This window comes from Streptomyces sp. NPDC003284 (genome assembly GCF_053589675.1).
Window position 1 is genome coordinate 689,119 of the sequence record NZ_JBSFSI010000002.1, and the last position, 21,664, is coordinate 710,782.

13 protein-coding genes are annotated in these 21,664 nt (G+C 73.3%); 10 read left to right on the top strand and 3 right to left on the bottom strand.

Annotated features, from left to right (window positions below):
• Window positions 1–6: 6 nt before the first annotated feature.
• The 4 genes from ACWDYF_RS06585 (at window position 7) to ACWDYF_RS06600 (ending at window position 8,110) form a co-directional block, all read left to right on the top strand.
• Window positions 7–738 carry a VIT1/CCC1 transporter family protein gene (locus ACWDYF_RS06585; protein WP_389466728.1) on the top strand — a complete coding sequence of 244 codons (732 nt, stop codon included), beginning with the start codon at window positions 7–9 and terminating at the stop codon, window positions 736–738.
• Window positions 739–1,225: 487 nt separating this feature from the next.
• Window positions 1,226–5,758 carry a glutamate synthase large subunit gene (gene gltB, locus ACWDYF_RS06590; protein WP_389466989.1) on the top strand — a complete coding sequence of 1,511 codons (4,533 nt, stop codon included), beginning with the start codon at window positions 1,226–1,228 and terminating at the stop codon, window positions 5,756–5,758.
• Complete coding sequence (locus ACWDYF_RS06595) at window positions 5,751–7,214, top strand: glutamate synthase subunit beta (RefSeq protein ID WP_389466726.1); 1,464 nt, start codon at window positions 5,751–5,753, stop codon at window positions 7,212–7,214. Before gltB ends, ACWDYF_RS06595 begins: the two co-directional genes overlap by 8 nt.
• Before the next feature lie 173 nt (window positions 7,215–7,387).
• On the top strand, window positions 7,388–8,110 hold the full coding sequence (locus tag ACWDYF_RS06600) for a vWA domain-containing protein (protein ID WP_037893637.1): 723 nt from the start codon (window positions 7,388–7,390) through the stop codon (window positions 8,108–8,110).
• A gap of 76 nt (window positions 8,111–8,186) precedes the next feature.
• On the opposite strand, the gene ACWDYF_RS06605 is transcribed toward ACWDYF_RS06600, so the two are convergent.
• Window positions 8,187–9,077: an aldo/keto reductase gene (locus tag ACWDYF_RS06605; protein ID WP_389466722.1), complete on the bottom strand. Its 891-nt coding sequence runs from the start codon at window positions 9,075–9,077 to the stop codon at window positions 8,187–8,189.
• 94 nt (window positions 9,078–9,171) lie between these two features.
• Window positions 9,172–10,071, bottom strand: coding sequence for a hypothetical protein (locus tag ACWDYF_RS06610; RefSeq protein WP_381743792.1), 900 nt, complete (start codon window positions 10,069–10,071; stop codon window positions 9,172–9,174).
• Between the two features lie 121 nt (window positions 10,072–10,192).
• On the opposite strand from ACWDYF_RS06610, the gene ACWDYF_RS06615 reads away from it, so the two are divergent.
• From ACWDYF_RS06615 to ACWDYF_RS06635, 5 genes are all read left to right on the top strand, one after another.
• On the top strand, window positions 10,193–10,543 hold the full coding sequence (locus ACWDYF_RS06615) for a chorismate mutase (protein WP_018567544.1): 351 nt from the start codon (window positions 10,193–10,195) through the stop codon (window positions 10,541–10,543).
• Window positions 10,544–10,799: 256 nt separating this feature from the next.
• The gene (pepN, locus tag ACWDYF_RS06620; protein ID WP_389466718.1) at window positions 10,800–13,454 is read left to right on the top strand and encodes an aminopeptidase N; all 2,655 of its coding nucleotides are present in this window, start codon (window positions 10,800–10,802) and stop codon (window positions 13,452–13,454) included.
• A gap of 218 nt (window positions 13,455–13,672) precedes the next feature.
• Window positions 13,673–14,506: an NAD(P)H-binding protein gene (locus ACWDYF_RS06625; protein WP_389466715.1), complete on the top strand. Its 834-nt coding sequence runs from the start codon at window positions 13,673–13,675 to the stop codon at window positions 14,504–14,506.
• Between the two features lie 1,291 nt (window positions 14,507–15,797).
• Window positions 15,798–17,195 (top strand): pyridoxal phosphate-dependent decarboxylase family protein, encoded by a 1,398-nt coding sequence (locus ACWDYF_RS06630; RefSeq protein ID WP_389466712.1) that lies wholly within the window; start codon window positions 15,798–15,800, stop codon window positions 17,193–17,195.
• Window positions 17,192–18,736 (top strand): lysine N(6)-hydroxylase/L-ornithine N(5)-oxygenase family protein, encoded by a 1,545-nt coding sequence (locus tag ACWDYF_RS06635; RefSeq protein WP_389466710.1) that lies wholly within the window; start codon window positions 17,192–17,194, stop codon window positions 18,734–18,736. The genes ACWDYF_RS06630 and ACWDYF_RS06635 overlap by 4 nt, the downstream gene beginning before the upstream one ends.
• An 87-nt stretch (window positions 18,737–18,823) precedes the next feature.
• On the opposite strand, the gene ACWDYF_RS06640 is transcribed toward ACWDYF_RS06635, so the two are convergent.
• Entirely contained in the window at window positions 18,824–20,644 is a 1,821-nt protein-coding gene (locus ACWDYF_RS06640; RefSeq protein WP_381743797.1) for a bifunctional metallophosphatase/5'-nucleotidase, read from the bottom strand.
• A 221-nt stretch (window positions 20,645–20,865) separates the two neighbouring features.
• Between ACWDYF_RS06640 and ACWDYF_RS06645 the strand changes: the two genes are divergently transcribed.
• Entirely contained in the window at window positions 20,866–21,585 is a 720-nt protein-coding gene (locus ACWDYF_RS06645) for an SIMPL domain-containing protein (RefSeq protein ID WP_381743798.1), read from the top strand.
• Window positions 21,586–21,664: the final 79 nt, after the last annotated feature.

The following is a 21,664-nucleotide window of genomic DNA, read 5'->3' on the forward strand; positions in this document are numbered from 1 at the left end:
ACTCTCATGGCCATCCTCGACACCGAAGCGACCCTGCACGAGGCGCACCGGGACAACCACACGCACCGCGATGTGAACGGCGGCTGGCTGCGCCCGGCGGTCTTCGGGGCGATGGACGGCCTGGTCTCCAACCTGGCCCTGATGACCGGTGTCGCGGGCGGCGCGGTGAGCCACCACACCATCGTCCTCACCGGGTTCGCCGGTCTGGCCGCCGGTGCCTTCTCCATGGCGGCCGGCGAGTACACCTCCGTCGCCTCCCAGCGGGAGCTGGTCGAGGCCGAGCTGGACGTCGAGCGGCGCGAGCTGCGCAAGCACCCGCAGGACGAGGAGGACGAGCTGGCCGCCCTCTACATGGCGCGCGGCGTCCAGCCCGAGCTGGCGCGCGAGGTGGCCCGCCAGCTCTCCCAGGACCCGGAGCAGGCCCTGGAGATCCACGCCCGCGAGGAGCTGGGCATCGACCCGGGCGACCTGCCCTCGCCGCTGGTCGCCGCGGTCTCCTCGTTCGGCTCCTTCGCCCTGGGCGCGCTGCTGCCGCTGCTGCCCTATCTGCTCGGTGCCGACGCGCTGTGGCCCGCCGTGCTGCTCGCCCTGGCCGGGCTCTTCGCGTGCGGCGCGGTGGTGGCCAAGGTGACCGCGCGGAGCTGGTGGTACAGCGGTCTGCGGCAGCTTGCCCTGGGTGGTGCCGCCGCCGGTGTGACGTACGCCCTGGGCACCGCGTTCGGAACGGCCGTAGGATGACGGCACCGGAACTTATGCCCTTCACTGCATAAGTAACCGTTTCCCGCTGGTTTCGAGTGTGTGACCACCGGGCATGAGCCGTAAGCGCTGTGGGCAAAGAGGCCCGGAGCACACCCCCTGGGGCGGGTGCGACGCCGCCCGTCCCGCCTCCCGGGTCCGGCCGACGGACGGGGATCCGACCGATCCCGCCCCCGCAGACCCCCGCAGACCCCCCAGCCGAGACCTCCACCGCCGGGCGCGGAGACCCCGCCGCCGACCCCACGGTGTCCGCATGCTGGAACGAAGTATCCACTTTCCGGGACCCGCTCCATCATGTAACCTGCACCAAATTTCGCACTTCAGCAGAGGGCCAACGTCGTCCCTCGGCACCAGCACATGCCAGATGACGACGACGGGAGAGCCGATGCGTACGCCGCGCCAGCCGTCCCAGCACTCCACGAACGGCCGAAACTGGTCGTTCATGGATGCTCGCCCTGCTGCGCAGGGTATGTACGACCCCCGCAACGAGCACGACGCCTGCGGCGTCGGCTTCGTGGCCACCCTCACCGGCGAGGCGAGCCATGCGCTGGTCGAGCAGGCGCTCACCGTGCTGCGCAACCTGGAGCACCGCGGCGCCACCGGTTCCGAGCCCGACTCGGGCGACGGCGCCGGCATCCTCTCCCAGGTGCCCGACGCGTTCCTGCGCGAAGTGGCCGGATTCGAACTGCCCGCCGCCGGCGCCTACGCCGTGGGCATCGCCTTCCTGCCCGAGGACGGCACCGCCGAGGCCGTCTCACAGATCGAGACGATCGCCGCCGACGAGGGCCTGACCGTCCTCGGCTGGCGCGAGGTCCCCGTCGCCCCCGCGCTCCTCGGCGCCACCGCCCGCTCCACCATGCCCGTCTTCCGCCAGCTCTTCGTCGGCGACGGCACCAGCGAGGGCATCGCGCTGGACCGCAGGGCGTTCGTGCTGCGCAAGCGCGCCGAGCGCGAGGCGGGCGTCTACTTCCCCTCGCTGTCCTCCCGCACCCTCGTCTACAAGGGGATGCTCACCACCGGCCAGCTGGAGCCGTTCTTCCCGGACCTGTCCGACCGCCGCTTCGCCTCGGCCGTCGCCCTCGTCCACTCCCGCTTCTCCACCAACACCTTCCCGAGCTGGCCGCTCGCCCACCCCTACCGGTTCGTCGCCCACAACGGCGAGATCAACACCGTCAAGGGCAACCGCAACTGGATGCGCGCCCGCGAGTCCCGGCTGCACTCCGAGCTGTTCGGCGGCCAGGACAAGGCGATCGACCGGATCTTCCCGGTCTGCACGCCCGACGCCTCCGACTCCGCGTCCTTCGACGAGGTGCTGGAACTGCTGCACCTGGGCGGCCGCTCCCTGCCGCACGCGGTGCTGATGATGATTCCCGAGGCGTGGGAGAACCACGCCTCCATGGACCCGGCCCGCCGCGCCTTCTACGAGTACCACTCCACGATGATGGAGCCCTGGGACGGCCCGGCCTGCGTCACCTTCACCGACGGCACCCAGGTCGGCGCCGTGCTCGACCGCAACGGCCTGCGCCCCGGCCGCTACTGGGTCACCGACGACGGCCTCGTCGTCCTCGGCTCCGAGGTCGGCGTCCTCGACATCGACCCGGCCCGCGTCGTGCGCAAGGGCCGCCTCCAGCCCGGCCGCATGTTCCTCGTGGACACCGCCGAGCACCGCATCATCGAGGACGACGAGATCAAGGCGTCCCTCGCCGCGGAGAACCCGTACGCCGAGTGGCTGGAAGCCGGCGAGATCGAGCTGGGCGACCTGCCCGAGCGCGAGCACATCGTGCACACCCACGCCTCGGTCACCCGCCGCCAGCAGACCTTCGGCTACACCGAGGAAGAGCTGCGCGTCATCCTCGCGCCGATGGCCAAGGCCGCCGCCGAGCCGATCGGCTCCATGGGTACCGACAGCCCCATCGCCGCGCTCTCCGAGCGCCCGCGGCTGCTCTTCGACTACTTCACCCAGCTGTTCGCGCAGGTCACCAACCCGCCGCTGGACGCCATCCGCGAGGAACTGGTCACCTCGCTGCGCAGCTCGCTCGGCCCGCAGGGCAACCTGCTGGAGCCCACCGCGGCCTCCTGTCGCAGCGTCGTCCTGCCCTTCCCGGTGATCGACAACGACGAGCTGGCCAAGCTCATCCACATCAACGCCGACGGCGACATGCCCGGCTTCAAGGCCGCGACCCTCTCCGGTCTGTACCGGGTCTCCGGCGGCGGCCAGGCGCTGGCCGCGCGCATCGACGAGATCTGCGCCGAGGCCGACGCCGCCATCGACAACGGCGCTCGCCTGATCGTCCTGTCCGACCGGCACTCCGACGCCGAGCACGCGCCGATCCCGTCGCTGCTGCTCACCGCGGCCGTCCACCACCACCTCATCCGCACCAAGCAGCGCACCCACGTGGGCCTGCTGGTCGAGGCCGGCGACGTCCGCGAGGTCCACCACGTCGCCCTGCTCATCGGCTACGGCGCCGCCGCCGTCAACCCGTACCTGGCGATGGAGTCCGTCGAGGACCTGGTCCGGGCCAGCACCTTCCTGCCCGGCATGGAGTCCGAGCAGGCCATCCGCAACCTGATCTACGCCCTCGGCAAGGGCGTCCTCAAGGTCATGTCCAAGATGGGCATCTCCACCGTCGCCTCCTACCGCGGCGCCCAGGTCTTCGAGGCCGTCGGCCTGGACGCGGGCTTCGTCGAGAAGTACTTCAACGGCACCACCACCAAGATCGGCGGCGTCGGCATCGACGTCATCGCCCGGGAGGTCGCCGCCCGCCACGCCAAGGCCTACCCGGCCTCCGGTATCGCGCCCGCGCACCGCGCGCTGGACATCGGCGGCGAGTACCAGTGGCGCCGCGAGGGCGAACCGCACCTGTTCGACCCGGAGACCGTCTTCCGCCTCCAGCACTCCACGCGCTCGGGCCGCTACGACATCTTCAAGAAGTACACCGACCGCGTGAACGAGCAGTCCGAGCGGCTGATGACCCTGCGCGGCCTGTTCGCCCTGAAGACATCTGAGAACGGCGCCTCCGGCCGGACACCGATCCCCGTGGAGGAGGTCGAGCCGGTCTCCGAGATCGTCAAGCGCTTCTCCACCGGCGCCATGTCGTACGGCTCCATCTCCCAGGAGGCGCACGAGACCCTCGCCATCGCCATGAACCAGCTGGGCGGCAAGTCCAACACCGGTGAGGGCGGCGAGGACGCCGAACGCCTGTACGACCCGGCGCGCCGCTCGTCCATCAAGCAGGTCGCCTCCGGCCGCTTCGGCGTGACCAGCGAGTACCTGGTCAACTCCGACGACATCCAGATCAAGATGGCCCAGGGCGCCAAGCCCGGCGAGGGCGGCCAGCTGCCCGGCCACAAGGTGTACCCGTGGGTGGCGAAGACCCGGCACTCCACGCCCGGCGTCGGCCTGATCTCCCCGCCGCCGCACCACGACATCTACTCCATCGAGGACCTGGCCCAGCTGATCCACGACCTCAAGAACGCCAACCCGGCCGCCCGCATCCATGTGAAGCTGGTCTCCGAGGTCGGCGTCGGCACGGTCGCGGCCGGTGTGTCCAAGGCCCACGCGGACGTCGTGCTGATCTCCGGCCACGACGGCGGCACCGGCGCCTCCCCGCTGACCTCGCTCAAGCACGCGGGCGGCCCCTGGGAACTGGGCCTGGCCGAGACCCAGCAGACCCTGCTGCTCAACGGCCTGCGCGACCGGATCGTCGTCCAGACCGACGGCCAGCTCAAGACCGGCCGCGACGTCGTCATCGCCGCGCTGCTGGGCGCCGAGGAGTTCGGTTTCGCCACCGCGCCGCTCGTCGTCTCCGGCTGCGTCATGATGCGCGTCTGCCACCTGGACACCTGCCCCGTCGGCATCGCCACCCAGAACCCGGTGCTGCGCGACCGCTTCGCCGGCAAGGCCGAGTACGTGGTGAACTTCTTCAAGTTCATCGCCGAGGAGGTCCGCGAGATCCTCGCCGAGCTGGGCTTCCGCTCCATCGAGGAGGCCGTCGGCCACGCCGAGATCCTCGACGTCACCCGTGCCGTCGACCACTGGAAGGCGCAGGGCCTGGACCTGGCACCGCTGTTCCATGTGCCCGAGCTGCCCGAGGGCGCCGCCCGCCACCGGGTGACCGCCCAGGACCACGGCCTGGAGAAGGCCCTCGACAACGAGCTGATCCGGCTCGCCGCCGACGCCCTGGCCGCCGGTTCCGCGGCCGACGCCCAGCCGGTGCGCGCCCAGGTCGCCATCCGCAACATCAACCGCACCGTCGGCACCATGCTCGGCCACGAGGTGACCAAGAAGTTCGGCGGCGCCGGACTGCCCGACGACACCGTCGACATCACCTTCACCGGCTCCGCGGGCCAGTCCTTCGGCGCCTTCCTGCCGCGCGGCATCACCCTGCGCCTGGAGGGCGACGCCAACGACTACGTCGGCAAGGGCCTGTCCGGTGGCCGGATCGTCGTCCGCCCCGACCGCGCCGCCGACCACCTCGCCGAGTACAGCGTCATCGCGGGCAACACCCTCGCCTACGGCGCCACCGGCGGCGAGATGTTCCTGCGCGGCCGCACCGGCGAGCGCTTCTGCGTCCGCAACTCCGGCGCGCTGGTCGTCTCCGAGGGCGTGGGCGACCACGGCTGCGAGTACATGACCGGCGGCCACGCGGTGGTCCTCGGCGAGACCGGACGCAACTTCGCGGCCGGCATGTCCGGCGGCGTCGCCTACGTGATCGACCTGGACCGCGACCACGTCAACGCCGGCAACCTGGACGCCGTCGAGGCACCGGACGAGACCGACCTGCGGTGGCTGCACGACGTGGTGCGCCGGCACGCCGAGGAGACCGGCTCCACGGTCGCCGCGAAGCTGCTCGCCGACTGGCCAGCCGCCGCCGCCCGCTTCAGCAAGATCATCCCCCGTACGTACAAGGCAGTGCTCGCCGCCAAGGACGCCGCCGAGCGAGACGGTCTGTCCGAGACCGAGATCACCGAGAAGATGATGGAGGCGGCGATCAATGGCTGATCCGAAGGGCTTTCTGAACCACGGCCGCGAGGTCGCCACCTCCCGCCCGGTCGAGGAGCGCGTCAAGGACTGGAGCGAGGTCTACGTCCCCGGCTCCCTGCTGCCGATCATCAGCAAGCAGGCCAGCCGGTGCATGGACTGCGGCATCCCGTTCTGCCACAACGGCTGCCCGCTCGGGAACCTCATCCCCGAGTGGAACGACTACGCCTACCGCGGGGACTGGGCCGCCGCCCAGGAGCGGCTGCACGCGACCAACAACTTCCCGGAGTTCACCGGCCGCCTCTGCCCGGCCCCCTGCGAGTCGGCGTGCGTGCTCGGCATCAACCAGCAGCCGGTCACCATCAAGAACGTCGAGGTCTCCATCATCGACAAGGCGTGGGAGACCGGGGACGTCGCCCCGCAGATCCCCGAGCGCCTGTCCGGCAAGACCGTCGCCGTCATCGGCTCGGGCCCGGCCGGACTGGCCGCCGCCCAGCAGCTCACCCGGGCCGGCCACACCGTCGCCGTCTACGAGCGCGCCGACCGCATCGGCGGCCTGCTGCGGTACGGCATCCCCGAGTTCAAGATGGAGAAGCGGCACATCAACCGCCGTATCGAGCAGATGCGCGCGGAGGGCACCCGCTTCCGTACCGGCGTCGAGGTCGGCCGCGACATCTCGGCCACCGCCCTGAAGAAGCGCTACGACGCCGTCGTCATCGCCGCCGGTGCCACCACCGCCCGCGACCTGTCCGTCCCGGGCCGCGAGCTCAGGGGCGTCCACCAGGCGATGGAGTACCTGCCGCTGGCCAACAAGGTCCAGGAGGGCGACTACGTCAGCCCGCCGATCTCGGCCGCCGGCAAGCACGTCGTCGTCATCGGCGGCGGCGACACCGGCGCGGACTGCGTGGGCACCGCCCACCGCCAGGGCGCGGCCTCCGTCACCCAGCTGGAGATCATGCCCCGCCCCAACGAGGAGCGGCACCCGGTCGGCCAGCCCTGGCCCACCTTCCCGATCCTCTACAAGGTCACCTCGGCCCACGAGGAGGGCGGCGAGCGGATCTACTCCGCCTCCACGACCCACTTCGAGGGCGACGAGGACGGCAACGTACAGTGGCTGCACCTGGCCGAGGTCGAGTTCACCGACGGCAAGCTCACCCAGAAGCCGGGCACCGAACGCAAGATCCCGGCCCAGCTGGTCACCCTCGCCATGGGCTTCACCGGCACCGACCGGGACAACGGCCTGGTCGAGCAGTTCGGCCTGGAGCTCGACGAACGGGGTAACATCGCCCGCGACGCCGACTTCCAGACCAACGTGCCCGGCGTGTTCGTGGCCGGTGACGCGGGCCGCGGCCAGTCGCTCATCGTATGGGCGATCGCGGAGGGCCGCTCGGCCGCCCGCGGCGCCGACCGCCACCTGACGGGCGCCAGCGACCTGCCGGCCCCGATCCGCCCGACGGACCGCTCGCTCATGGTCTGACGCGCGGCCGACACAGACGTCCCGTACAACGGCGTACGGAACACCGCCGGCGCCTGCCCGCCCGTCCCCGACCGGACAACAGGGCAGGCGCCGTCACATGTCCGAAACCGCGCGGCCCCGCCCGGCGTCCTGATGAGCGGGACACACGGGACACGGGGGGAGGCGCGGGACACATGGCCGCGATCAGTCTGAGCAAGGTGGAGGAGACGGCGCCCGCGCTGGTCAGCCTCTACAAGAGCGCGGGGGTCTCCCTCACCAAGCACGGCCTCACCGGTCAGCGGGCCGCCGTCTACCTCGTCCTGGACCACTCCGGCTCCATGAGCCCGTACTACCGCGACGGCAGCGTCCAGGCCCTCGCCGACCGCGTGCTGGGCCTGGCCGCCCATCTCGACGACGACGGCCGCGTCCCGGTGGTGTTCTTCTCCACCGGCGTCGACGCCGTCACCGAGATCGCCCTCGCCGACCACGAGGGCAGCGTCCAGCGCGTCGCGGCCGGTCTCGGCCACATGGGCCGCACCCACTACGACGTCGCCATGGACGCCGTCATCGACCACTACCTCGACTGCGGCGCCACCGACCCCGCCCTGGTGGTCTTCCAGACGGACGGCGGCCCCTCCAGCAAGGCCGCCGCCGAACGCCATCTGTGCAAGGCCGCGAAGCTCCCGCTCTTCTGGCAGTTCATCGGCTTCGGCAACGCCCGCAGCCGGCAGTTCGACTTCCTGCGCCGGCTCGACGAACTCGCCGTGCCCGCGCGGCGCGCCGTCGACAACGCGGGCTTCTTCCCGGCCGGCCGCGACCCGCGCAGGATGTCCGACGAGGAGCTGTACGACCGGCTCGTCGGCGAGTTCCCGCAGTGGCTCGCGGCGGCCCGCGCCGCGGGGATCGTACGGGACTGAGACCGGCCGCCTCGACCGGCGCCGCCGCACGGGCACGTCACTCGCGCATGTCACTCGGGCACGCCACGCGGGCATGTCACACGGGCACGTCACCGGGCACGCCCGCGCCGATCCGGCGGACCTGCTCCTCGGTCAGGGACAGCCGCAGGGCGCCCGCGTTCTCCGCCGCGTGCGCCGCCGAGGACGTCCCCGGAATGGGGATCACATGGGGCGAGCGGTGCAGCAGCCAGGCCAGGGCGACCTGCGCCCGGGTCGCGCCCAGTTCGTCCGCGACCGCGGCCAGCACACCGCCGTCCGCGGCGTGCGCGCCCCGGGCCACGGGGAAGTACGGCAGGAACGCGATGCCCAGGCGCGCGGTGTGGTCCACCATCGCGTCATGGCCGCGCTCCGCCAGGTTGTACAGGTTCTGCACACTCGCGATCGGGGCGACGGCGGAGGCGGCCGTCAGCTGCGCGACCGTCACCTCCGACAGCCCGATGTGCCGCACCTTGCCCTCCTCCTGGAGCTGCCGCAGCGCGCCGATCTGGTCCGCCAGCGGATACCCCGGGTCGATGCGGTGCAACTGGAGCAGATCGATGCGGTCGGTGCGCAGCCGTCGCAGACTCAGCTCGGCCTGCTGGCGCAGATACGCCGGATGCCCGTGCGGGATCCACTCCGCCGCGCTCGGCCGCAGCACCCCCGTCTTGGTGGCCAGGGCCACGCCGTCGCGGTACGGGTGCAGCGCCTGCGCCAGTAACTCCTCGTTGGCGCCCAGCGCGTAGGCGTCCGCCGTGTCGAACAGGTCCACCCCCGACTCGGCCGCCGTGCGCAGCACCTCCAGCGCCGTGGCCCGGTCCGCGGGCCCCCGCCACACCGGCGCGGCCGCACGGGAGCGCTCGTGCTCCGTGTCCGCGAGCCGCATGGCGCCGAAACCGATCCGGCGCACCTCCACATCGCCGCCGATCCGGAAAACCTCGTTGATCGTCATGGCAGTGACGATAAGAGATCGCACGGTCACAGGAGACCGGACGCCGCATCGCCCCCTGTGAAGGACGTCACGTGCGCATCCGCAGCCCCGCGCCTCACGTGTCGCACTCCAGCACCGTCCGGCACAGCCCGCACCGCGCCCTGACCCGGCCCCGCACCGGCACCCGGATCCGCTGGTGGCAGGTCGGGCACGGGAACGACACCCGCAGCGGCTCCGACCCGCCCGCCGAGAACGCGTACGGCACACCGGTGTCCCCGTCCGGCAGCGGGCCGTGGTCCTGGGCGTGCCGCCGGTCGCGCGCGTACCGGCGCCGCCCCGTCCAGCCCGCGGCCGTCAGCGGCGGCCGCCGCGCGTCACTCGCCGCCCGCGCCCGCCCCTTCACATACGCCTCGTAGCCCTGCGCGCTGGTGAACCACGTCGAGGGATCCTCACCGAACAGCAGCGCCCGCTCGGCCAGGACGTAGCCGAACTCCTCCGGCGTCAGATAGCCGAGCTTCTGCGAGGAGGCGCCGTCCTCCCGGAAGGCGTCCAGCAGCAGCCAGCCCGCGCCCAGGTACGTCGCCGCCGTGTCCGTGAGGATCTCGTTGTCCCGGGTGCGCGGGAAGGACAGGTCCAGGCGGTGCAGACAGACGTGCATCACCTCGTGCGCCAGGGCCGCGCCGATGTCCCGGCGGTGCGTACGGAACCGGTCGTTCAGCTCCACGAAGTACTCCGGGCCCGCCGTCAGCTCCACGTTCGCCGCGTGCGTCATCTCCCGGAAGCTCACGATCAGCCGGGCGTCCGGCAGCCCGTAGTGCCGCACCAGCTCATGGGCCACCCGCTGGGCACCCAGATGCAGGTCGTCGGTGTCGGCGAACGCCACGTCCGCCGGGGCCACGCTCGTCGCGAACGTCCGGACGGTCTCGTACGACATCCGCCGGTACAGCGCCGTGATCGAGGCCCGCACCGTCTCCAGATGCGGGAAGCCGTGCTCGACCGGCCCGCCGTTCGCCATGCCCGCACCCCCAGAGCCGACCGGACACCTCTTCTAGCTGTCTCCCACTGTAGAACCGGTCCTCCGGCTCCACCTGATCAAGGCGGCGCCCACCCCGTGGGGTTGACTAGGGTTGACCCCCATGAGCACCAGCAGCACCGGTAACGGTGACGTCGACCCCGCGGTCCGCCAGGAACTCGCCCGGCTGCGCGACAGCATCGACAACATCGACGCGGCCGTCGTCCACATGCTCGCCGAGCGGTTCAAGGCGACCCAGCAGGTGGGCCACCTCAAGGCCGCCCACCAGCTGCCGCCCGCCGATCCGGGCCGCGAGTCCCGCCAGATCGCCCGGCTGCGCGCCCTCGCCGAGGACGCCAAACTCGATCCGGCCTTCGCGGAGAAGTTCCTCAACTTCATCATCGCCGAGGTGATCCGCCACCACGAGCGCATCGCGGAGGACTCCGCGGGCGACCGGGCGACACCGGCGACCTGACCTGGGCCGGACCGGGCTGACCCGGAAATGGCTCAGGCAAGGGCTCGGAAAGGCGCTCGGAGGAGGGCTCCGTGGGGCCCGTACCGGCTCCGGAAGGCCCCGGGACGGTCCGCCGCCGGCCGTCCGCGCCCCCTCCCGGCCGCCCCGGCGCGCGGCGGCACCCGCCCGGCGCGCGCGAGGTCACCCCCTGCGCCCGGCACCCCGGCCGGACCCGTCCCCCGAACCCCCTCGTGCCCCGCCCCCGCCATCGGGCAGCATGGCGTGCATGTCCGTACTCACGCGCGACGAAGCGCAGACCCGTGCCCAGCTCCTCGACGTCCACCACTACCACGTCGACCTCGACCTGACCGTCGGGGAGGACACCTTCGACTCCCGCACCCTGATCCGGTTCTCCGTACGCACCGGCCAGGACGGCACGGACACCTTCGTCGAGCTCAAGCCCGCCGAACTGCGCTCCGCCACCCTCGACGGACAGCCCCTCGACCCGGCCCGCCTCGACGGGAACCGCCTGCCGCTGACGGACCTCGCCCCCGGCGAGCACGAACTGCGCATCGACGCCGCCATGCGCTACTCCCGCACCGGCGAGGGCATGCACCGCTTCACCGACCCCTCCGACGGCGAGACCTACGTCTACACCCAGCTGTTCATGGAGGACGTGCAGCGCGTCTTCGCCGCCTTCGACCAGCCCGACCTCAAGGCCGTCTTCGACCTCACCGTCAAGGCCCCCGAGGGCTGGACCGTCCTCACCAACGGCATCGCCGAACACACCGGCGGCGGCGCCTGGAAGGCCGCCACCACCCCGCCGCTGTCCACCTACCTCGTCGCCGTCGCCGCCGGGCCCTGGCACTCGGTGCGCACCGAACACCGCGGTCTGCCCTTCGGCATCCACTGCCGCCGCTCCCTCGCCCCCCACCTGGACGCCGACGCCGACGAGATCCTCGACGTCACCCGCGCCTGCTTCGACCGCTACCACGAGAAGTTCGAGGAGCCCTACCCCTTCGACTCCTACGACCAGGCCTTCGTCCCCGAGTTCAACGCGGGCGCCATGGAGAACCCCGGCCTCGTCACCTTCCGCGACGAGTTCGTCTACCGCTCCGCCGTCACCGACACCGAGCGGCAGACCCGCGCCATGGTCATCGCCCACGAGATGGCCCACATGTGGTTCGGCGACCTCGTCACCCTCAGGTGGTGGGACGACATCTGGCTCAACGAGTCCTTCGCCGAGTACATGGGCTACCAGACCACCGCCGAGGCCACCCGCTTCACCGGCACCTGGACCGAGTTCGGCCTCTCCCGCAAGTCCTGGGGCTACGACGCCGACCAGCGTCCCACCACCCACCCCGTCGCCCCCGAGGCCGTCGACGACACCGCCTCCGCCCTGCTCAACTTCGACGGCATCTCCTACGCCAAGGGCGCCTCCGCACTGCGCCAGCTCGTCGCCTGGCTCGGCGAGAAGGACTTCCTCGCCGGGATCAACACCCACTTCCGCCGCCACCGGTTCGGCAACGCCACCCTCGCCGACTTCATCGACTCGCTGGCCTCCGCCACCGACCGCGACGTCCACGCCTGGGCCCAGGCATGGCTGCGCACCACCGGCGTCGACACCCTCGTCCCCACCGTGCGCGCCGACCACGGCAACTGGCACCTCGACATCGCGCACCGGGGCAGCTCCGGCACCTGGTCCGCGCCGGATCCCGCCAAGGACCGGGACGGCCTCAAGCACGTCGGGAGCCTCACACCCGGGGGCGGCACCCGGCCGCACCGCATCACCGTCGGCGTCTACGACCACGACCTCCACGACGCCGGCCGGCTGACCCTGCGCACCCGCGTGGAGGCCGACGTGCCCGCCACCGGCGGCGCCGGTATCAGCGCCGGCGGCCCGCGCCCCGCGCTGCTCCTGCTCAACGACGGCGACCTCACCTACGCCAAGATCCGCTTCGACGCCGAGTCCTTCCGCACCGTCCGCGAGAGCCTGTCCGGCCTGCCCGACCCGCTGAGCCGCACCGTCGTCTGGAACGCCCTGCGCGACGCCGTACGCGACGGCGAACTGGCCCCCGACGTCTACCTGGAGACCGCGCGCGCCCATCTGCCGCGCGAGAGCGACCTCGCCCTCGTCGAGGCCGTGCTCTCCTTCGCCCGCGTCCACATCGCCGACCGCTGTCTCGCCCCCGGGCAGCGGCCCGCGGCCCTCGCCACGCTCGCCTCCGTGTGCCGCGACCTGATCCGCCGCACCGAGGACGGCGACCACCCCGGCCTGCGCCTCATCGCCGTACGCCACTTCATCGACGTGGCCGCCCACCCCGACACCATCGCCGCCTGGCTCGCCGACGGCACCGTCCCCGGCGGCCCCGAACTCGACCCCGAGCTGCGCTGGCGGGTCCTCGCCCGGCTCGCCGTCCTCGGCGCCACCGACGAGTCCGCCATCGCCGCCGAACTGGAGCGTGACCCGTCCGCCAGCGGCCAGGAGGGCGCCGCCCGCTGCCGCGCCGCGCTGCCCGACCCGGACGCCAAGCGGGCCGCCTGGGAGGCGATGTTCGCCTCCGACGACCTCTCCAACTACCTGTTCACCGCCACCGCCCAGGGCTTCTGGCAGCCCGAACAGGCCGACCTCGTCGCCCCGTACGTGGCCCGCTACTACGCGGACGCCGTCGCCCTCTCCGCCCGCCGCGGTCCCGCCATCGCCGCGGCCGCCGGACGCTACGCCTTCCCCGCCCACGCCGTCGACGCCGAGCACCTGCGCCTCGGCCGGGCCTGCCTGCGCGAGGACGACCCGATCCCGGCCCTGCGCCGCAAGCTCGACGACCAGCTCGACGACCTGGCACGGGCGCTGCGCGTCCGCGAGGCCGGGCGGACGGGGGAGCGGGCGGAGCCCGGCGAGCCGGAGGAGACGGCGGCGCGCTCGGGGGTGTAGTGCCAGGGGCGTAGTGCCAGGGACGTACGACCCGGCTGGTCCCCGTCTGGTCCCCGTCTGGTCCCCGACTGGTCCCCGTCTGGTCCCTGACGACGATGCGCGGGCCGGTCGTCCTTCCTAGGCTCGGACCCCGGAAGGACGATCAGCCCGCGGGCCGGCCCGGACACCGTCGCACCGTCCGGAGCCCGCCCGCGCCACGCCCCACCACGGAGGAAACCGTGATCGTAGTCACCGGCGCCACCGGCAACGTCGGCCGTGCCCTCGTCGAGCGCCTGGCCGCCGCCGGCCGGCCCGTCCGGGCCCTGACCCGCGACCCGCAGCGGGCCGGACTGCCCGAGGGCGCCGAGGTGGTGCGGTTCCGGCCGGACGACCCGGCCGCCCTGTTCGCCGGGGCGGACAAGCTCTTCCTGTACGTCCAGGCGGCGGGCGACCGGACGGCCGCCTTCCTGGCGGCGGCCCGCGAGGCGGGCGTCCGGCACGTCGTCCTGCTCTCCTCCGCCATCATCACGGAGGGCGCCGACGAGACCCACCCCATCCACGTCATGCACGCCACCGCGGAACGGGAGATCCGGGCGAGCGGCCTGGAGTGGACGTTCCTGCGGCCGGGCGCCTTCGCCACCAACGCCTTCCAGTGGGCCGGGCAGATCCGCGCCGGGGACGAGGTGCGCGGCGTCTTCGCGGACGGCATGACCGCGCCCATCCACGAGGACGACATCGCCGCCGTCGCCGAACGCGTCCTGCTCGACGGCGGCCACGAGGGCGCCGCCCACCGCCTCAGCGGGCCGGCGGCCATCAGCAACGCCGGCCAGGTCGCCGCGATCGGCCGCGCCCTCGGCCGCACGCTCACCTACACCGAGGTGCCCCCCGAGCAGGCCGGCCCCGAACTCTTCCCGCACGTGCCGCCGCACATGCTCCAGAGCCTGCTCGCCACCTTCCGCGACACCGTCGGCGCCACCCCCGAGACCACCACCACGGTCGAGGACATCACCGGCACCCCCGCCCGCCCCTTCGCGACCTGGGCCGAGGACCACAGGAAGGACTTCGGAGCCTGAGACACGGGGGAGCACGGGGGAGCGGGGGAGGGGGACACCGCGAGCGCCGCGGGGCGCGCTGCGCGGGCGCTTGCGGGGCGGGGGCGGTGGGGGGGCGGATGCGGGATGCCTGCGGGCGGGGGCCGGGCCCTGCGGCGCGGTCGCGGCCCCGCCGCGGAGCCCGGGGCCCCGGCCCTCGGCTGTGCGGCCGGGCCGCCACCGGTCCGCCGCGCGCCGCGCCGGTACGGCCGTGGGTCCGACGCATACGGGGCGGCTCCGCACCCCCCCGGCGACCGGGGGCCGCGCCCGGGACGCCTACGCCGCGTCCGGCACCCCTGGTCGACGGGCCCCGGCCCTGAGCTGTCCCAGCCGCCCGGGAGCGGCAGCCGGACCTCATGGCGCCGAGCCCGAGCCCGAGCCCGTGCTGCGCGGGCCGCCTCGGCGCCCGAGGCGGGTCCCGCCGACCAGCCGGTAGCCGTCACGGTGACAGGCAGCTCCGTCCGCCGGGCGCCGGTCCTGGCCTCTCCCGGCCGTCCGGGAACGGCAGCCGGACTTTATGGCGTCGAGCCCGAGCCCGTACTGCACAGGCCGCCCGGCCGACCGGTGCGTGTCCGGCCGACCAGCCGGTGGACGGCGGGCCGAGGGGCAGCCCCGGCCGTCAGGCACCGGTGCATCAGCCCCGGCACGGGGAGGACCGGCCGACCGTTGCGCGTCTCGCCGACGGGCTGGTGATCAGCGGGCCGATGGGCAGGCCCGGCCGCCGGGCACGGGCGTACCAGCCCCTGCGCAGGGAGGCCCAGTCGACCTGCCGGTAGCCGTCAGGGCGACAGGCAGGACCGTCCGGCGGGCCCCGGACCCGGGCCCTCCCAGTCGTCCGGGGTCCGGCTACCGAACACGTGTGGCGCGGCCCCCCCGTAGCCCCGGCTCCGACGGCTCGACGGCGCCGCCCGCTCGCAGGAAGGACGCCGTCCAGTGAGCCCGAGCGTCCAGCCGCAGCCAGCACGGGCGCGGGCCCCGCGCGCCCGTTCGGCCAGGCGGCAGGCGCCGGAGACCCTGCCCGCCGCCGGTCGCCGCGGTGGCGGTCGCCGGAAGCGCGCCAGTGCCCGGAGTCGCCGGAGCCCGCGGTCGCCGGAGCCCGGCGGAGCCGTACGCCCCGGCGCTCGGGTGTGCGGCCGAGCGCCGGGGGCGCGGGCTCCGTGTGCTCCCTGTGCGGCAATACCCCCGAGGGCTCCGCTCGTTGGACTTTCCGGGCACCCCGCCTTCAGGCGGACAAACCGGAAGCTCCTGGCCCGCGCACCCCTAAGGACAGCCCATGGGCACTCCGCACCCGCCCGCACCGCGGGTCAGCCTCGCCTCCGGGCCCGAGGGCCGCCACGCCCTGCGGCCGCTGCTGGACACCGTGCTCGGCGCGCTGGACAGCGGACGGGCGGCCCGGGGCGGGCCGCTGCCCGCGGGCGGCCCGGAGGCCGTCGCCGCCCGGGTCCGCGCGGCCGCCGGGGTCGTACTGCCCGAGTACGGCGAGCCCGACGCCCTGCGCGCCCTCGTGCACGCCCTGGCCGAGGGCGCCGCCGACCCCGCCGACCCGCTCTGCGCCGCCCACCTGCACTGCCCGCCCCTGGCCGTCGCCGTCGCCGCGGACCTCGCCGCCGCCGTCCTCAACCCCTCGCTCGACTCCTGGGACCAGGCACCCGCCGCCTCCGCGCTCGAAGCCCTCGTCACCCGCGGCCTCGCCCGCACCGCGGGATGCGCCGACGCCGTCGTCACCACCGGCGGCACCGAGTCCAACCACCTCGCGCTGCTCCTCGCCCGCGAGAAGCGGGGCAGCGGCCTCCGGCTCGTCCACGGCGCCAACGCCCACCACTCCCTGCCCCGCGCCGCCTGGCTGCTCGGCCTGCCCGCCCCCGTGCGCGTCCCCGCCCCCACCGGCACCCTCGACCCCGCCGCCCTGGCCGAGACCCTCACCGCCCTCACCGGACCCGGCGCCCCCCGCACCCCCCTCCTGGTCGCCGCCACCGCCGGAACCACCGACGCCGGACTCATCGACCCGCTCCCCGAGACCGCCGCGCTCTGCGCCGCCCACGGCGCCCGGCTGCACATCGACGCCGCGCACGGCGGCGGCCTCCTGTTCAGCGACCGCCACCGCCACCTGCTCACCGGCCTCGACGCCGCCCACACCATCACCCTCGACCTGCACAAACTCGGCTGGCAGCCGGTCGCCGCCGGGCTCCTCGCCGTACGCCGCGGCGGCGACCTCGACGCCCTCCGCCACCGTGCCGACTACCTCAACGCCGACGACGACACCGAGGCCGGCCTGCCCGACCTCCTCGGCCGCTCCCTGCGCACCACCCGGCGCCCCGACATCCTCAAGATCGCCGTCACCCTCAAGACCCTCGGCCGCGCCGGACTCGGCGCGCTCGTCGACGAGGTCTGCGCCCACGCCCGCACCCTCGCCGACCTCGTCGAGGACCACCCCGGCCTCGAACTGCGCGGACGCCCCGTCATCAGCACGGTCCTGTTCCGGCCCGCCGGGGCCCCCGACGACGCCGTGGCCGCCGTACGCCGCCGCCTGCTCACCGACGGCCGCGCCGTCCTCGGCCGGGCCCGCCTGGACGGCCGGCTCTGGCTCAAGGCCACCCTCCTCAACCCCCGCACCCGGCCCGACGACCTGGCCGCCCTGCTGAAACTGGTGGAAGGAACCACCCCCCGATGAGCCACCCCCACGCCCCGACCGGCCCCCACCCGCCGACCGGCCGCCCCCCGGCCCAGCACTCCCCGGCCCGGCACTCCCCGGCGAACCGGACGGCCGCCGACCGGCTGCCGCAGAGCCGCCCCCCGATGGACCGCACCCCCACCCAGACCGCCCCCCGCGACCTGGTCGGCATCGGTGTCGGACCGTTCAACCTCTCCCTGGCCGCCCTCGCCCACCCCCTCACCGGCCTGTCCACCGCCTTCTACGAACAGCGCGCCCGCTTCGACTGGCACCCCGGCCTGCTCATCGACGGCGCCCGCCTCCAGGTGCCCTTCCTCGCCGACCTCGTCACCCTCGCCGACCCCGCCAGCCACTGGTCCTTCCTCAACTACCTCAAGGACCGCGACCGGCTCTTCCCCTTCTACTTCGCCGAACGCCTCCACATCGAGCGCGCCGAGTACGACGCCTACTGCCGCTGGGTCTCCGACCAGCTCCCCGCACTGCACTACGGCCACCAGGTCGACACCGTCCGCTGGAACCCCGAACACCGCCTCTTCGAGGTCGACTTCACCCAGCTCGACAGCGACGGCGAGGCCGAGGCCCTGGGCCGCACCTACACCCGCAACGTCGTCCTCGGCGTCGGCACCGAACCCCACGTACCCGAACCGCTGCGCCCCCTGGCCGGCGCCCCCGGCGCCCTCGTCGTGCACGCCGCCGACTACCTCGACCACCGCGACGCACTCCTCGCCGCCGGGCACGTCACCGTCGTCGGCTCCGGACAGTCGGGCGCCGAGGTCTTCCTCGACCTGCTCAAGGGCCGCCCCGCCGGCCACGAGCGGCTGCACTGGATCGGCCGCACCGAGGCGTTCGCCCCCATGGAGTACTCCAAACTCGGCCTGGAACACTTCACGCCCGACTACACCCGCTACTTCCACGCCCTGCCCGAACCCGTCCGCGACCGGCTCGTCCCCGCCCAGTGGCAACTGCACAAGGGCGTGGACGCGGACACCCTCGCCGCCATCCACGACGAGCTGTACCACCGCACCCTGCACGGCGGCTGGCCCGACGCCGTCCTCACCCCCGGCGTCCGCGTCCGCACCGCGGGCCGCGTCGCGGGCAACAAGGTCGAACTCCACCTGGAACACCCCCAGCAGGACGCCCGCAGCCGCCTCACCACCGACGCCGTCGTCCTCGCCACCGGCTACCGGCCCCGCCCCCTGGGCCACCTCCTCGCCTCGCTCGACCCCTACATGCAACGCGACCAGAGCGAACGCCCCCGCGTCGACGAGCAGTACCGCCTCCTCCTCGACCCCGCCGTCACCGCCGCCGGCTGCCACGTCTACGTGCAGAACGCCGAACACCACACCCACGGCGTCGGCGCCCCCGACCTCGGCCTCGCCGCCTGGCGCAGCGCCACCATCCTCAACTCCGTCACCGGCACGGCCAGCTACCCGCTGCCCGCCCGCACCGCCTTCACCAGCTTCGGCCTGCGACAGCAGCGGCCCCAGGTCCCGCCCGCCCACCAGTTCAAGGCACTCGCCCCCCTGGCGGACGGGACCTGAGGCCGCGCCCCCGCCACCGCACCGCTGCCCGCGGCACGGACACACCGGCCGCGGGGCCGGTGCACCGGCCCCGCACCGGCCCGCCGGTCAGAACACCGGCGTACCGTCCCGCGTCAGCTTCCAGTCCACCGACGCGAAGTCCTTCGGGTCCAGCACACCCTTCGCCGTCGCCCACTCGGCGATCCGGGTACGGATCTCCGTCGACTCCGACCACAGCTCCTTCGCCGCCGCCACATGCGGGAACGCGCCGCCGCCGTTGGCCCGGTAGTTGTTCACCGCCAGCACGAACTGCTGCGCGTCGTCCAGCGCGGCACCCTTGAACGTCAGGTTCCGGATCCGCGCACCGGCCGGCTGCGCGACGTCGATGTCGTACGCCAGCCCCGACACGTAGTCGTAGTTGTAGTCCGGCCGGCCGCCCGCGTTCGTCAGCTTCTCCACGTCCACGGGCGCGCCCGCCGCCGTCTGCACGTAGTAGCCCGCCGAGTACTCCAGGTACTCCCGCACCTGCGCACCCGTCATCAGCTTCGCCACCAGCGTGTTGTCGTACACGTACAGGCTCGACAGGTCCCGGATCGTCACATCGCCCGCCGAGATCTGCGAGGTCCGCGAGAACGGCGACGCCTGCGCGATCACCGGCAGCGCCGCGTACTGCGTACCCGCCAGCGCCGCCTTCACCACGTCCTCCTGGACCTTGGTGATCAGATCGATGATCGGCGCGTCCTTGTAACGGGCGTCCACCGTCGTCAGCGTCTGCGTGGCCTGCCCGACGACCTGGTTGACGTACTGCACCACCTTCTTGTGCTCGGCCTTGAGCAGCCTGGTGATCTTCGGGTCGTCCGGCACCGAGTTCGAGTTGCGCAGCGAGGCGGCGACCGACTCCACCTCCCAGCGGCCCCGGGAGAACACCAGCTCGATGTCGAACAGGGTCAGCCGCTCCGCGAAGCACAGCGGCTCCGACAGCACCACCGTCTTCCCCGACTTCTCGTTGACGACCTTCAGCTCCGGGATCTCCAGATGCGCGTGCCCCACCAGGATCGCGTCGATCCCCGGCACCAGCCGGGCCACGTTCGCCGCCGCGTCCTCCACGTACGGCAACTGGTCACCGTAGGACGACTGGCCCGACGTACCCGAGTGCGCCGACACGATCACCACGTCCGCGCCCATCGACCGCAGCTTCGGCACCCACTTCGCCGCCTGCTCCTCAAGCCCCGGGAACGTCAGCTTCCCCTGCACATACGCCTTGTCCCAGATCGCGATGCCCGGGTTGGTCAGCCCCAGCACGGCCACCTTCACCGGCGCGGCACCCGGCACATGGAACGTCTTCATGACGTACGGCGTGAACGCCGGGCGCTGCGTCTTCGCGTCCAGCGCGTTCGCGCCCAGCAGCGGGAAACGGCACTGCTGCTCGAACTTGCGCAGCGTCTCGATGCCGTAGTTGAACTCGTGGTTGCCCAGCGCCACCGCGTCGTAGCCGATCGCGTTCATCGCCTGCGCCATCGGGTGCACCGGACCGCCCTTGGCGGTGATCGGGTCCACCTTCGCGTAGTAGTACGACAGCGGGGTGCCCTGGATCGTGTCACCCGCGTCCAGCAGCAGTGTGTTGCGGCGGCCCTTCTCCTCGCGGACCTGGTTCACCAGCGTCGAGATGCGCGCCAGGCCCTGCGCGTTGCCCGCGCCGTCCGTGTACTCCGCGTCCTTGAAGTAATCCCAGTTGAAGACGTGCCCGTGCAGGTCCGTCGTGCCCATCACGGTCAGCGAGTACCGCTGGGGGCGGTGCCCGTGCCCATGACCGTGGCCGTGCCCGGGGGTCGCGGCCTCGGCCGCCGGAGCCGCCGCCGCACCCGCCAGCGCCACCCCCGCCCCGGTGACGGCGGACTTCTTCAGGAACTTCCGGCGGTTCAACGCCATGTCTGGTTCTCCTTGCGAAGGATCGGCTTGCGAGGACCGGCCCGCGGGCCGGCCGGAGCGCGACCGGCCGCGGACGGCCGACGACGCGCGTAGACCGACCATGGATGGACGCGCGTAGATTCTGGCCGGGACATGCCGAAGCGCAACAGTCCCCGCAGGTTGCGATCTGATGACCGCCGCCCCGTGCCCTCGCCCCGGCACCCGGTGGCACAGTGGGAGACATGACCTTCGCCACCCCCGAGGAACCCGGCCCCGCCGTCCCGTACGGCACCCCCGACGCCCCGCGCATCGCCGTCCGCGGCGAGGCCCACCTCGAAGTCGACCCCGAGATCGCCCGCATCGGCATCACCGTCAGCGCCCGCGGCAGGGACCGCCGCTCCGCCCTCGACGACCTCACCCGCCGCAACAGCGCCGCCCTCGACCTCGTCCGGTCCTACGGCCCCGCCGTCGAACGGCTGGAGACCGGCGCCTTCTCCGTCGCCCCCGAACCCGCCCGCCACGGCCGCGGTGAACGCGTCCGCACCTACCACGGCGCCGTCCACCTCACCGCCGAACTCACCGACTTCACCGCCCTCGGCGAACTCACCACCCGACTGGCCGACTTGGACCTCACCCGAGTGGACGGCCCCTGGTGGGAACTGCGTCCCGGCTCGCCCGCCCACCGCGAGGCCCGCCGACAGGCCGTACACGCCGCCGTCCAGCGCGCCAAGGAGTACGCCGAAGCCCTCGGCACCACGCTCGCGGCCCTCATCGAGATCGCCGACATCGGCGCCGAGGGCAACGCCTCCTTCCCGCCGTACGCCGGACGCGCCCGCGCCGCGGCCTTCGGCGCCCCCGGCGGCGCCCCCGAGGAGGCCGCCCCGCTCGACCTGGAACCCCAGCGTCAGCACGTCCATGCGCAACTCAACGCGCGATTCACCATGAAACCGCCCAAACTGTAAACACGTCAGAACACCGGACCGAGAGCGAGCCCCCACCCCGACCGACACCGCACACCCCGCCGGAAGCCCGCCGAACGCT